8 protein-coding genes are annotated in these 14,525 nt (G+C 60.4%); all 8 read left to right on the top strand.

The genetic code is table 11. The annotated features are described in order from the left end of the window. The first annotated feature begins 5 nt into the window (after positions 1 to 5). The 8 genes from bshB2 to KB449_RS22170 all read left to right on the top strand — a co-directional run bounded on the left by bshB2 (position 6) and on the right by KB449_RS22170 (position 13,959). Complete coding sequence (gene bshB2 / locus KB449_RS22205; RefSeq protein WP_282910431.1) at positions 6 to 662, top strand: bacillithiol biosynthesis deacetylase BshB2; 657 nt, start codon at positions 6 to 8, stop codon at positions 660 to 662. Positions 663 to 1,024: 362 nt separating this feature from the next. Continuing rightward, complete coding sequence (locus tag KB449_RS22200) at positions 1,025 to 2,296, top strand: BNR-4 repeat-containing protein (protein WP_282910430.1); 1,272 nt, start codon at positions 1,025 to 1,027, stop codon at positions 2,294 to 2,296. A 125-nt stretch (positions 2,297 to 2,421) separates the two neighbouring features. Continuing rightward, positions 2,422 to 4,734: a helix-turn-helix domain-containing protein gene (locus KB449_RS22195; RefSeq protein ID WP_282910429.1), complete on the top strand. Its 2,313-nt coding sequence runs from the start codon at positions 2,422 to 2,424 to the stop codon at positions 4,732 to 4,734. Positions 4,735 to 4,827: 93 nt separating this feature from the next. Next, positions 4,828 to 5,097 carry a hypothetical protein gene (locus KB449_RS22190; protein ID WP_282910428.1) on the top strand — a complete coding sequence of 90 codons (270 nt, stop codon included), beginning with the start codon at positions 4,828 to 4,830 and terminating at the stop codon, positions 5,095 to 5,097. A 285-nt stretch (positions 5,098 to 5,382) separates the two neighbouring features. Further along, on the top strand, positions 5,383 to 6,405 hold the full coding sequence (locus KB449_RS22185) for an ABC transporter permease (RefSeq protein ID WP_282910427.1): 1,023 nt from the start codon (positions 5,383 to 5,385) through the stop codon (positions 6,403 to 6,405). Between the two features lie 13 nt (positions 6,406 to 6,418). Then, positions 6,419 to 7,303, top strand: coding sequence for a carbohydrate ABC transporter permease (locus tag KB449_RS22180; RefSeq protein WP_090108609.1), 885 nt, complete (start codon positions 6,419 to 6,421; stop codon positions 7,301 to 7,303). A gap of 39 nt (positions 7,304 to 7,342) precedes the next feature. After that, entirely contained in the window at positions 7,343 to 8,884 is a 1,542-nt protein-coding gene (locus tag KB449_RS22175; protein WP_282910426.1) for an ABC transporter substrate-binding protein, read from the top strand. A 92-nt stretch (positions 8,885 to 8,976) separates the two neighbouring features. Beyond that, entirely contained in the window at positions 8,977 to 13,959 is a 4,983-nt protein-coding gene (locus KB449_RS22170; RefSeq protein WP_350356279.1) for an Ig-like domain-containing protein, read from the top strand. Positions 13,960 to 14,525 lie beyond the last annotated feature (566 nt).

The raw sequence follows: 14,525 nt of genomic DNA, 5'->3' as shown, positions 1-14,525 counted from the left end.
TATCGATGGAACAACGTATTTTAGTCGTGCTGCCGCATCCGGACGACGAATGCTTCGGCATTTCGGGCACGCTGGCCAAGCACATCGCGGCGGGCGCTCAGGTCACCTATGCCTGCCTGACCTTGGGCGAGCGCGCGCGCAATATGGGCAATCCCCCTTTTGCCAACCGCATCACGCTCCCGCAGATCCGCAAGGGCGAGCTCGAGCAGTCCTGCAAGGCCATCGGCATTCAGGATCTTCGCCTGCTCGGCTTCCACGACAAGACGCTCGAATTCGAGGATCAGGACCTGCTGGATCTGAAAATCGGCGAGCTGCTCGCGGAGCTTAATCCGACGCTCGTCATCACCTTTTTCCCGGGCTTCGCAGTCCACCCGGACCATGACGCTACAGGCGCCGCCGTCGTCCGCACGATCGGCAAGCTGCAGCCGTCCGCCCGTCCGCCCGTGCATTGCCTCGCCTTTTCGCACAATCACCAGGAGTCGATCGGCGCTCCGGACGTTCTGGTGGACGTCAGCGAATTCCTGCAGCAGAAGATCGCCTCGGTTTTGTCGCATCGATCGCAGTTTTACGTCCCGCAGCTGTTCGAGAAAAATCCGCATAAGAACCGCGAAGTGCAGGAACGATTCGGCACGGAGCGCTTCTATACGTACAAGTTCGCCTGATTCAGGACTCGTCTTCGGGAACCGCGCATTTTGCGCGGTTTTCCTGAAGGTAGATTTACGCTTCAAGCGCCATCGCCGCGCTAAGCGCCAACGATGATCTACGCGCACACTTCGAGCCTCATCTCCAGGTTCCCGCCAACCCCCAAGTACAATTTTGTTCTACCCGCCCTTGAATCCCCTCATTTTGTTCTATCTCCTGCATCATTTTGTTGCTGACGCGCGCTTCGGCCCGCATGATACGATTAGCCTGTCGCCGGATGTTCGGCGGCGGTTCATGCAAGCGCTTCACCGGCGTCCGCTTCCGAAGCGGACGCTCCGCAAGCTGCGGTTCATTCCAAGCGATGGAGAGGAGAAGGTGAATGATGAATTGGAAAAAGCAATGGCGGGCGTGGGTCGCGGGGCTCTTGCTGATCTCGCTTCTGCCCATGGGCACCGGGAGCGCGGCGGCGACGCTGACGGAGGTGCCTTACGCAATAGATTCGAGCAACCAGGCCGGATGGTGGAGTCCGCTCGAGACGTACGGCACCGGACTCGAATATGCCTACATGGCGTACAACGCGCCGGGCAGCACCGCGGGCACGCACAAAGTATACATCGCAAGGCGCGACGGGGCGGGGACATGGTCGAACATTCCCGTCATGGACGGCGCCGCTGTGGCCGAGTACGCCGACGACAATGGCCACAACCAGCCGTCGATCGCGCGGGACGGCAGCGGCCGCTTCCACGTGTTCGCCTCTATGCACGATTCGGCGTGGCATTATTTCCGTTCGGACACGGTCGGCGGCGCGCCGCAAAACCATTCGGCGGATATGCCCGACCAGACGATGAAGGTCACGTATCCGGTCGTGACGACGGCGCCGAACGGAGACTTATACCTGCTCGTCCGGTCCAGTCAGGATACCGCCGGCAAGCGCACCGGCGTGCTGCTGCGCTGGGACAACTCGGCGTCGACGTGGAGCCAGATTGCGGTCATCGCATCCACGCTCAATCGCTCGGTATATCCGGACGATCTGGCGTTCGACGCGAACGGCGACCTGCACATTTTGTTCGAATGGGCTTACTTCGCGGCCAGTCCGCTGCGTCACCAACTGTCTTATCTCAAATATAGCCCGTCCACGAATACGTTCTCCAAAGCGGACGGTACGCCTGTGTCTGTCCCCGTGTCGCTGACGACCGCGGACATCGTGCAGCCGATGGCGCCGACCGAAATCTACGTGCAGAGCGGCAGCGATCCCGGAGGCCCCGGCGTGCAAAGCGCCAAGCTGACCGTCGATTCGGCGAACCGGCCGGTCATCGCCTACCGTTACCGCGAGGAGGGGAGTACGACATTCTCCGTTAAGCAGGCGACGCGCGGCGCCACCGGCTGGAATCTGCAGACCGTCTACGACGCCGCCGAGACGACGGCCGCCATCGACATCACGTGGACAGGCACGCAGTCGCGCGTCTACTATGTGACGGCCGCGGGGACGGACCGCGCCTTCATGGCCGCACAGTCGGGCACGGGCTGGAGCCAGGCGTCGCTCGCGCCGGGCATTCCGATCCAGCGCCTCGCGGTCGAGCGGAACGCGAACGGCGCCGATATCCTGTACCTCGTAGATATCGCCAATCTCAAGCTGTATTACGGACGCAATTAAATAGACGCGAACGGGAGCGGCGGACGCGCACACAACGTCCGTCTGCTCTCTTTTTGCCATCCGTTGACAACAAAAAGTAAGAGCGATTATAGTTAGTGCACCAATGCAACTCGGGAGAGAGCCTTATGAACGTGTTCCGAACGCTTCGCACGCGCAAGTTCCTGCAGCGGATTCTCCTCAGCTTCATGTTCGTCGTCGTCACCCTGGCGGTGACCGCCTATTTGCTTAACGTCAACGCCCGCGGCAAGGTGCTCAGCCTGCAGAACGACGCCGATCGCAAGCTGCTTACGCAGATCAATTATAATATCGAGAACATGAACGGCATCGTCAAGGATATGGCGGTGTCCCTGTTCAACGACGACGAATTGATCGCGCTGAAGGCGGGGGCCGACTACCGGCAGAGCATCCTGAAGATCGACCGTCTCGACCGGACCGTCGCCGAGTCGCCCTATTTGCATGCCGTCGCTTTTTACAACCCGAGCCAGAAGCGTTTTTTCTCCTCGCTTAATCACGGCATGGACAACAGTCGGTTGTACGAGGTCTTAGGCGGCTATTTGCAGCAGCATCCGGACGTTCCGAAGCTGCAGCTCATGCCGCTCGACCTGGACGGCGGAGGCAGCGGTATCGACGTTTTCGCCTGTTTTCTTTACGACGGCCCCTCGCTCGGTTCGGTCAACGGCAGCGTGCTGATCCTGACCGTAAAGCCGGACTGGATGCTGGACAACGTGAAGGCGCTGAACAAGCTGGCAGACCGGGAGAAGGACCTGCTCCTCGTGACCGACGGGGACGGCAACGTCCTCATGTCGAGCGAGCCGCTGTCTCCGGCGCAGCTGGCGCTCAAGGACAAGGTGATGCCGCGGATCGCTGCTTCGTCCAGCACGCTGGAGGACTTCGTTTACCGGCATGGGGGCAAGAAGTACAAAGTCGCCTATCTGGAAAAGGGGATGAACAACTGGCGCATCCTGAGCCTGCGCGACTACGATTCGGTACTGGGGAACGTGAACCGGATGAAGTGGACGGAGATCGGGGTCATGCTGTCGGTCGTCCTGTTCGCCGTGCTGGTGTCGGTGTTCTTTTCCCTGCGGTTGTATCGTCCGGTCGGGCGTCTGCTCAGCCTCATTCCCGAGGACCCGCGCGGACACCCGCAGGCCAAGGACGAGCTGACGCTGATCGCCGCCAATTATATGGGTATGGTCGACAAGCTGAAGGGATTGGAGCGTGACGAGGCGTCCAAGCGCAACATCGCCAAGGTATACCATCTGCGCAGCCTGCTCGGCGGAAGCGAGGCCGTCTCCGAAGCCGAGTTCGGACAGAACCGGGAGCAATACGGCATCGACATCGCGGCGTCGGGCGCGCTCAGGCTTGCCGTCGTCCGTCTCGACCGGCGGGAGGCGCTCGTCGCGGCGTCCGGCGAGAGCTCGGCATCGCTATTCACCTTCGCCATCGCCAACATCGGCGAGGAGCTGCTTCGCCGCGATTACGCATGCGAATATGCGGACATGAAGGACGGCCATCTCGTATTTATCGTCAGCGGCAAAGGCGAGGAAGGCCTGGAGGCGCTGGGCGAGCGGTTCCGCGAGCTGCAAGCGACGGTTATGTCCTACTACAGGGTCTCGTTTACCGTCGCCCTGAGCCGCGGGTTCGGGCATTATCGCGACATTTCCCGTCACTACGCGTTGACGCTCCGGCAGTCCGATTACCGGATGATTCTCGGCTACGGGGCGGTCATCGAGCCGGAGGATATCGAAGCCAACGAGCGCAACGAGCAATTCCGGATTCCTGGCGAGCTGGACAAGCAGCTAATCGAGGGGCTCAAGAGCGGCGATCTGGCGCAGACGACGGAAGCGATCGAGAGCTGGAAGCGGGCGATCGGCGCGTTCAGCTTCGAGAATATGTTTTCGGCGCTGCTGCAGATGGGGATGACGATCAGCAATACGCTCGGCGAGATCAATCAATTCAACCTGAATCCGGTATCCGTCGACCTTCACGCGGTCAACCGGCGCCTGGTCGGGACCGAGACGCTGGACGAAGCGCGGGACGTCCTTCTCTCCGTGGCGCGGGAGATGTTCGAGCAGCGACAGAGCGGCAAGGAGGACAAGAGCCGGCTGCTTGCCGACACGATCGCGGAGATCGTGGACAAACACTTCGCCGACCCGGACTTGAACGTTCAGAAGATTGCCGACATGCTTAAGATGAACCCGGTTTATCTGGGCCAGGTTTACAAAGCGCAGTCCGGCGAGACGGTGGTCGACCGGATCAACTCCGCGCGGCTCGCGCAGGCGAGGCTGCTGCTCGAGCAGCAGGACTTGACGGTGTCGGAAATTATGGAGCGGGTCGGCTTCGGCAACGAAAGCTATTTTTACCGGCTGTTCAAGCGCCGGTACAGCGTCACGCCCAAGGAATACAGGCTCAAGTCCGCTATCGAACGCAATACGTGAACGACGCCCGTCCGGCATGCCGGAACGGGCTTTTTTTATGCGGACATCTCAAGATCGCAAAAAAATAGACGTTACTTGCGGGAGAACGGCGGGTTGGCGGGTCGAAGTAACGTTCACGGACGTCACTTTCGGGAGAACGGCGGTTGGCGGAGTGAAGTAACGTTCACGGACGTCACTTTCGGGAGAACGGCGGGTTGGCGGGTCGAAGTAACGTTCACGGACGTCACTTTCGGGAGAACGGCGGGTTGGCGGAGTGAAGTAACGTTCACGGACGTCACTTTCGGGAGAACGGCGGGTTGGCTGGTCGAGGTAACGTTAGCGGACGTTACTTTCGGTAGCACGGCGGGTTGGTGGTCGAAGTAACGTTCACGGACGTCACTTCTGGAAGAACGGCAGGGTGGTGGAGTGAAGTGACGCTCACGAAACTTCCGGACAACGGCGAGTTGCCCGTACACGACCTGTACTGCACCTGTACAACCCGCGAGCCGCGCCGTTACAGCATTCTGGCATACGTACAGCCCGCGTTTACAGGAATCCTGCATATGTACAGTACCGCGATTTCGGCACCCTGCGCTATCGTTAGACGTGCAAGCCGGAGAAACAAGGGCAGCAAGAGAAGCACGGGAAGCAAGGGAAGGAGCATTCGTCATGCCGAACAAAGCATCGGTCGCCCTGAGCGACCAGAGCCGTCCAAGCGCATTAGCCGGCGCGGAATCTCCGCCGGTCGGCATTGCCAACAAGCCGAAGCGCAAGTCTTTCTTAAGAAGAGAGCTCAAACACTTTAAGAACAACCGGGAGCTGTTCCTGCTGTCGCTGCCCGGACTCTTGTACAAGCTGATCTTCGCGTACCTGCCGATGATTGGGCTCATCATCGCCTTCAAAAATTATCGTTACGATCTCGGGATGTTCGGGAGCAAGTGGGTCGGCCTGGACAATTTCCGGTTCCTGTTCACGACGGATACCGCCTGGCGGATTACGCGCAACACCGTGTTGTACAACGCCGGCTATATGCTGATCACGACGCTCGGCGCCCTGTTCCTCGCGGTGCTCATGAACGAGCTGAAGGCGAAGTATACGAAGTTTTATCAGACGGCCCTGTTCTTGCCACACTTCCTGTCCTGGGTGCTCGTGGGCTATATCGCCTACGCGTTCCTCAATCATTCGGACGGCTTCATCAACCGGATGCTGATCTCCCTCGGGTTCGATCCGGTCAGCTGGTATCAGGATTCGGGTCCTTGGCCGGTTATCCTCATCGTCGTCCATCTGTGGAAGGCGATCGGCTTCACGACGCTCATCTACTTCGCGGGCATCATGGGCATCAGCGGGGATTATTACGAAGCAGCGCGGATCGACGGCGCGACCAAGGCGCAGATGGCGCTAAAAATCACCGTACCGCTGCTGACGCCGCTCATCATCATCATGCTCATTCTCTCGATCGGCGGCATGTTCCGCGGCGACTTCGGGCTGCATTACTTCATTCCGAACAATTCGGGTTTCCTGTTCTCCTCCACGGACGTCATCGACACCTACGTATACCGGGCGCTTCGCGAGGTCGGGAACGTGAGCATGTCGGCCGCGGTAGGCTTCTATCAATCGGTCGTCGGTTTCATCCTGGTGCTCGTCGCGAACGGCATCGTACGCAAAATCAACCCGGATCACTCGATGTGGTAAGGAGGAATCGCAGATGCAGCAAGCAAGTCCGATCCCGCGCACGTTTATCCACCTGTTCTTCGTCATTCTCTCCGTCGCCATGATCCTGCCTTTCCTGCTCGTCGTTGCCGTGTCCCTCACGGACGAACAGGCGCTGACGCAGCACGGTTATCAATTTTGGCCGAGCGTCTTCAGTCTCAATGCCTACCGGTACATGCTCGACTCGCCGGTCATTCTGTTCCGGGCTTACGAGGTGACGCTTCTGGTCACGGTCGTCGGCACGATCGTCAGCTTATTGATTACCGCGATGACCGCCTACGTCGTCTCCCGTCCGGATTACCGGTACAACCGGATGACCACGTTCTACGTTTTCTTCACGATGCTGTTCAGCGGAGGACTCGTTCCTTCTTACATTTTGGTCACGCAGTACTTGCACTTGAAGGACAGTCTGCTGGCGCTGATCCTTCCCGTCCTGCTGTCGCCGTTCAACATCATGGTGATGAAAGGGTTCCTGTCGAAGCTGCCGTTCGAGGTGATCGAGTCGGCCAAGATCGACGGGGCGCGGGAGTTCAAGATTTTCTTCCGCATCATCCTGCCGCTGTCGACGCCGGCCCTGGCGACGATGGGACTGCTCATCGCATTCGCCTACTGGAACGAATGGTTCAACGCCATGCTGTACATCGACGATCCGAACAAGGTGCCGCTGCAGCTGCTGCTGGTGCGGACGCTGAACAGCATCGAGTTCATCACGGCCAACTCGGACTTCGCCCAGCAGCTGGGCATCGATCTGTCGCATTTCCCGAACAACTCCGCGCGAATGGCGATCGCCGTTCTGGCGGGCGGGCCGATGCTTATCGTGTTCCCGTTTTTCCAGCGTTTTTTCGTCAAAGGACTTACGGTTGGCTCCCTCAAGGGTTAACATATTCGAATCAGAGCAAAAAACTAGGAGGTCACAGAAATGCTGAAAAGAAAAATCGGCTCCACGGCGGCGCTTGCGCTGCTGACCGCTACCGCGCTGGCGGCTTGCGGCAACAACAACAATAACGGGGGCAACGCCGCCGCTTCGCCTAGCGCGAGCGGTTCGTCCCCGGCCGCTTCCAGCGCGGCGGCAACGGCTTCGAGCGACTCGTCGCTCAAGCCGGTCGAGCTGACGTGGTACTATCCGCTCAATCAGATGCAGCCGGATCAGCAGAAGGTCGAAGACGCGGTCAACAAGATCGTCAAAGAAAAGATCAACGCGACCGTCAAACTGAAACCGGTTGCACTCGGCGACTACGTGCAAAAGATGAACACCGTGCTGGCCGCCAGCGAGACGTTCGACATCATGTGGACCGGCTACCTGATCAAGCCGGAGGAGCTCGTCCGCAAGGGCGCGCTGCAGCCGCTCGACGATCTCATTCAACAATACGCGCCTGCGCTCAAAGCGGATATGCCGCAGTACATGTGGGACGGCCTCACGGTAGACGGCAAAATCTACGGCGTCGCCAACCAGCAAATCAACGGCTCGCGCTACGGCTTCATCATTCAGAAGCGCTTCGCCGACAAGTATCAGCTCGACACCGCCTCCATCAAGAAGATGGAAGACATCGAGCCGTTCCTCGAGAAGATCAAGCAGGGAGAGCCGGACATCATTCCGTTCAACGGCTACTACAACACCGTGCTGCACGACGCAACGTATTGGGGCGTGCCGGGGCTTGACGACCACTTCTTCATCAAGTCGGGCGACCCGACCTACAAGCTGTACCGCTATCCGGAGGAAGAGCTGAACACCTTCCGATTGGCGAGCAAGTGGTACAAAGCCGGCTATATCTATAAGGACGCGGCGACGGCCAAGATGACGGATTACCAAGCGAAGGGCCAGATCGCGGTCGATTTCCAAAACGTCCTGAAGCCTGGCGTCGAAGCCGAGGTCAAAGGCCGCAACGGCGGCAACGACGTCGTCATCGTGCCGATCAGCGACTGGTTCACGAACGGCTACTCCGCGACGACCAACCTGTCGATCAGCCGCACGTCCAAAAATCCGGAGCGCGCGATGATGCTCATCAACCTGCTTAACAGCGACGCCGAGCTGTATAACCTGATCAGCAACGGCATCGAAGGCGAGCACTATACGAAGAGCGCGGAAGGGTTCATCACGCCGACGGCGGATTCCAAATACCGTCCGAATATGGACTTCATTTTCGGCAATGTGTTCAACAGCTACCTGAAAGAAGGCCAGCCGAAGGACGTATGGGAGCAAACGAAGAAAATCAACGAATCGGCCGAGCTGAATCCTGTCGGCGGCTTCAAGTTCAACTCGGAGCCCGTCGTCACCGAGATCGCCAACCTGAACGCGGTATGGGGCGAGTACAAGAAAGGCATCCAGACCGGTACGCTAGACTTCGACAAGACTTGGCCGGGCCTGTACGAGAAGCTGAAGGAAGCCGGCGAGGAAAAGTACGTCGCAGAGGTTACCAAGCAATTCGAGGAATACCTGAAGACGTCGGGTCTCAAAAAATAATCGTATAAGCGGTCCGCGGCAACTAGAAAGGCGCCGAAGTCGGGCGCGGTGTTCCAGACTCATACGTTAAGGAGAGATGGAAACGCATGCTCATGAAAAGACGGATGACGGCTTGGCTCGCAGGCTTGATGGTATTATTCTGCGCTTTTCCGATGATGCAAGTATCCGCTGCGACCGACGAGGCGCCCAGTAACGGCGCAGTCCTGTATGTCGCGACGAACGGCAGCGACGCCAATGCCGGCACGATCGCCGCGCCCTTCAAGACGCTGGAGAAGGCGCGCGACGCCATCCGCGACATGAAGGAAGGCGGCGGCCTGCCGGACGGCGGCGTCACCGTCTACCTGAGAGCAGGGCTGTACGAGCGGACGTCGAGCTTCGAGCTCGGCGCGGACGACTCGGGCGAAGCCGGCAAGACGATCACGTACATGGCGTACCCCGGGGAGACGGTCCGCCTGTCGGGCGGACGCGATATCCCGAAGAGCGGGTTCGCGCCGGTGACCGACAGCGCCGTGCTGAATCGGATCATCAGCCAGGACGCAAGGTCGAAGGTGCTGCAGATCGACCTCGCGGCGCTCGGTATCACCGACTACGGGGTGATGAGCCGCCACGGCTACTATCTGGCCAACGACCTCAGCCAGGTGCCGCCGATGGAGATGTACGTGAACGGCCAGGGCATGACGCTCGCCCGCTGGCCGAACGAAGGCACGGTCCAGATGGGGGACATCATCGACCCGGGCCCGACGCGCAAGGATGCGGACCTGCAGCAGCGAGGCGGCACGTTCACGTATACGTACGACCGGCCGCAGTATTGGACGCAGGCGGACGATATCTGGCTGGACGGCATTTTCGGCTACAGCTGGGAATGGTCATACAACAAGATCGCCGCGATCGACACGACGAACAAGACGATCACGCTGCGTTACGGCGAGATGAGCGGCTTGTACAAGAACTGGTACCCGGACTTCCACTTCGCGCAAAACCTGCTCGAGGAGATCGACGTGCCGGGCGAGTACTACATCGACCGCGGCGCCGGCAAGCTTTACTTTTTGCCGAATGCCGAGTTTAAGACCGCGAATCCCGAGATTACGGTGACGATGCTGAAGACGCCGATGATCAATGCGATCGACGCTTCTTATATCGACTTCAAGGAGCTTATTCTCGAAAACGGGCGGGACTCGGCGGCCGTCATCGTCGGCGGCAGCCACGTGCGCATCGTGAACAGCGAGATCCGCAACTTCACGAACAGCGGCGTGCTGATCAACACGCAGAGCCGATTTTTTTACAACATCTTCGACGGCGCGCCGGGCACCGATCTCGGTATCGTGGGGTCCCATATCCACCATATCGGCGGCACCGCGGTTACGCTGAGCGGCGGCAACAAGACGACGCTCGCGCCGGGCAACAACTACGTCGAAAACTCGCATATCCACGATTTCGCCTATTATCACAAGGCGTACAATCCCGGCGTCATCTTGTCGGGCGTCGGCAACCGGATGTCGCACAACGAGCTTCACGACGCGCCGCACCCCGGCGTGCTCGTCTTCGGCAACGACCATGTGATCGAGTACAACGAGATTTACGACGTGTGCAAAAGCTTTTCCGATCTTGGCGCGATCTACATGAACGCGGGCGAGACGCCGCAGCAGCGGGGCACCGTCATCCGGCGCAACTATTTCCACGACATCGGCACGAGTAAAGCCGGCGTCGAGGGCATTTATCCAGACAACTTCACGATGGGGCTCAAGATCGAGGAGAACGTCTTCTACAAGATGGGCAACTCCGCCATCAAGAACAACGGCGGCGCGCATATTCTCTCGCGCAACAACATTTTCGTCGACGCGAAGGTGCCGTACGACTACGCGGATATCTATCTGGGCGACAGCCCGGACGGACAGATCGCGAAGAACTACATGCCGAAGTGGCAGGCGCTGTTCGCGGCGAACAACAACTTCGTCGGCACGCCGTACCTGACCAAGTATCCGGAGTTGGCCGCCTTCTTTGACGAAAATCGCTATTACCCGGACACCAATACGTTCCAGGGCAACATTGTCTACAATCCGACGATGACCCGGAGCGTGACGACCAATGTATACGGCGCATACGACAAGTTCAACCTCGTCCAGTACGCGAACAACTGGGTGACGACGACCGATCCTGGCTTCGTCAACCTGGCGGGCGGCGATCTGACGCTAGCGGCAAACGCCCCTGCCTACAGCCAGATTCCGGGCTTCCCGCAAATTCCATTCGGCGATATCGGCACGTCAGGAACGCCGGGAACGACCGCGGGACCGCACGAATTCCCGGTGACGGGCGTCGCGGTGTACAACGACGCGATCACCGTCGATCGCTTCAAGTCGGTGAAGCTGCAGACGGCGGTCGTGCCGTGGAATGCCAGCAATCCGGCGCTCACGTTCGTCTCGGCCGATCCGTCGGTCGCCACGGTCAGCGCGACGGGCGTCGTCACGGGGCAGTCGGTCGGCGATACGACGATCACGGTCGCCTCGGCCGTCGATCCGAGTCTGACGGCGGTCGCATCCGTTCACGTCGAGGCCGGCGACGGCGTCATGGACCGGACGGACTTCGAATCCGGATCCGGCCTGTGGCCGCAGGATGCGAACCGCTCGATCGTCAAGGTCGACGACAATCGGTGGTATAAGCTGCTGAACAATGCGTCGACGCTCATCAACAAGGATTTTACCGACTACGAGCTGACCTTCAAGCTCAAAACGCCCGAAGTCATGCCGGCCTACGCGACGCTGTACATCTTCGACAAGCAGGTAGGCAGCGGCTCGACGCGGATCGGCTACAAGGTCCGGGAGGACGGAACTTCGTCCTGGATTTTGTACAACTCGGCCTGGGCGGTGCTCAAGGAAGTGAAGCTGCCCGGCCAGGACCTGCTGCCGAATACGACGTACGATATTAAGGCGCTCGTAAAGGGCTCGGACTACAGCGTCTACGTGAACGGCGCGTTCCGGATGAAGGGCTCGGACCCGGGACATAACGCGACCGGCAAGGTCGGCTTCTACGTCAACAACGTCACGAACATGATGTTCGACGACATCCAGTTCAAGGCGTTGACGACCGACGTGTCCGGCATCATTCCGACGGAAAATCCGGTGCGCGTGACCGCCGGACAGACGAAGCAGCTGACCGTGTCTTTCGATCCGGTCAACGCGGCAAACCAGGGATTGACCTGGACGTCCAGCGATTCGTCGGTAGCGACCGTGAACGCGAGCGGCGTCGTCACCGCCGTGAACGAGGGCGAAGCGACGATCACTGCGACCTCGGTCGAAAACGCGAATGCGACGGCGGCCATCCAGGTGATCGTGTCGAACGTCATGCACTTCACGAACTTCGAATCGGGCGGCAACGGCTGGCCCGTCGACCTGAACCGCAGCATCTATGCGGACGAGAACGGGAACCGCTGGTACAAGATTGTGAATGGCGCGACCGGCATTCTGGATAAGACGTTCTCGGATTATATGCTCGAATTCAAGCTTCGGACGCCGCCGACGCTGCCGACCGGCGGAGGCACCTTGTACATTTTCGACCGGCAGGACGCGACCGCTTCGACCCGCATCGGCTACAAGATGAAGGCGGACGGCACGTCGGATTGGGTGCTGTACAACGGCAGCTGGGCGGTGCTGAAAACGGCGCCCCAGACCGGCTGGGATCTGGCGGCCGATACGACTTATGATGTGAAAGTCCTTGCGGAGGGCGGACATCTCAAGGTGTACGTGAACGGGGCGCTGCGTCTGGACGCTACCGATCCGGGCTACCGCCCGTCGGGCAAGGTCGGCTTCTACGCCAGCGGGTTCAGCTACCTGCTGTTCGACGACGTCCGCTTCTCGGTCTTGCCGCAGGAGCCGGCGCCGGAATTGTCGACGCCGCTCGCGGTGGCGCCCGGCAGCGCGCCGGGCTCGACCAAGGTGACCGCGGTCGCATCGGATGCGGCGAACAGCCTGCACTTGGTCGTCTCGACGGCGCCGCTGGCGACGCCGAAGCTGGGCAGCGCGACGCTGCCGGGCGGTGCGGTCCCGCTTGCGAGCGGGACCGCGCTGGAGCTGCCCGCGGCAGCGGCGGGCGCTTACGTCGGCGTCTACGAGACGTCGACGGCGACGGGCAAGATCGCGCGGTTCGGCTCGCGGCAGCTCGCCGCGGCCGACATCGCGCCGTATCCGGCTGTCGCGCTCAGCGTGACGGCGGCGCCGGGAACGGCCGCGGGCACGACGCGGCTTGCAGTGGGCGACTTGCCGGCGGGCCATGCGTTGAAGGCGGCCGTGTATCAGGCGGCAGCCGAGCTGCCGGCGGCGCCGGATCTGGGCGGCGCGGCGCCGGCAGGCGCGGCCGACTATGCGGCGGGCAGCGATCTGGCCGCCGCCGAGGGCAACGCGGTCGCCGTCTACGAGCTGGACGCCGCAGGCAAGATCGCGGCGTACGGCACGGTGACGCTGACCGCGGAGCAGATCAAGGGCGAAGAAGCGACCGAGGGGCCGGGGCTGCCCGGCAAACCGGTGCTGTCGAGCGACAACGGGTACGATACGGGCCTGCTCGACGGCGACTACAAGATCACGATGAATCTGTGGTACGGAGAGAACGGCACCGTTTACAAGCTGTACGAGAACGACGTACTTATCGATACGCAGTCGCTTGCCGGCGCATCTCCGGCCGCGCAATCGGCGGTCACGGCGATCTCGGGACGAACCGACGGCACTTATCGCTATCGGGCCGAGCTGATCAATGCGAAGGGCAAGACGACAAGCGAGACGCTGACCGTCACCGTCAAGGACGCGAAGCCGGGCAAGCCGGTGCTGTCCGCGAACAACTGGGACGGCGACGGCAGCTACGACGTGTCGATGAACATGTGGTGGGGCACGAACGGCGGGACGTACCGTCTGTACGAGAACGGCGAGCTGATCGATACGCAGCAGCTGACCGCGGGCACGCCGTCCGCGCAATCCGCGAAGACTGCGATCTCCGGACGGGCGCCGGGCAGCTACGAATACCGCGCGGAGCTTGCCAATGCGGCCGGCGCGACGACGAGCGAGACGCTGGTCGTGCAGGTGACGAAGTAAACTAACCCGTACTTAGAAAGAAACCGTTTCTTTGCGAACGGCTGCGACGCGCAGCCGTTATGCAAGGGGCGGTTTCTTTGTCTTTGCAGCATCGGCTTCGGATTGCTCGAACGCCACTGGACCCGAGCGAAGACGGGGGCGAGGGGGGATGCGAGTATGTGGGCGAGTGGGAGACGAGCGAGCGTGAAGGTGAGCGTGTGCGCGGACACACGATCCGCTATTTTTGCGTTTTCGAAGCTTTTTGGGTGCAGACGGACAGGAGATCCGCTATTGTGCCGAAAAGCCGGTCAAAAACCGCCAGTTTGTTCAAATAACAGATCCTGAGTCCGCAACAACGTGCGATCGGCCTCATTTAGCGAAAATAACGGAGCTACAGTCCGCGGGAGGGTGAGGGAAAACGAGCAAGCGGCAAGCGCGAGCGCGGTTGGGCGTCGAACGCGGGTTGGCGAGCAGGGGGCGGCGGCTTCTAATCTGTTTTTTCGAAGCTAATCTCTTTTTTTGAAATAGCGAAATAGTTGCACGTATCGCGATATCCGTTCATATACGGCGGGCGAGAGGCTGAGCTA

Source organism: Cohnella hashimotonis (genome assembly GCF_030014955.1).
GTDB lineage: Bacteria > Bacillota > Bacilli > Paenibacillales > Paenibacillaceae > Cohnella > Cohnella hashimotonis.
Note: the sequence above shows the minus strand (reverse complement) of the source record. Positions and strands in the feature narration are given on the sequence as shown.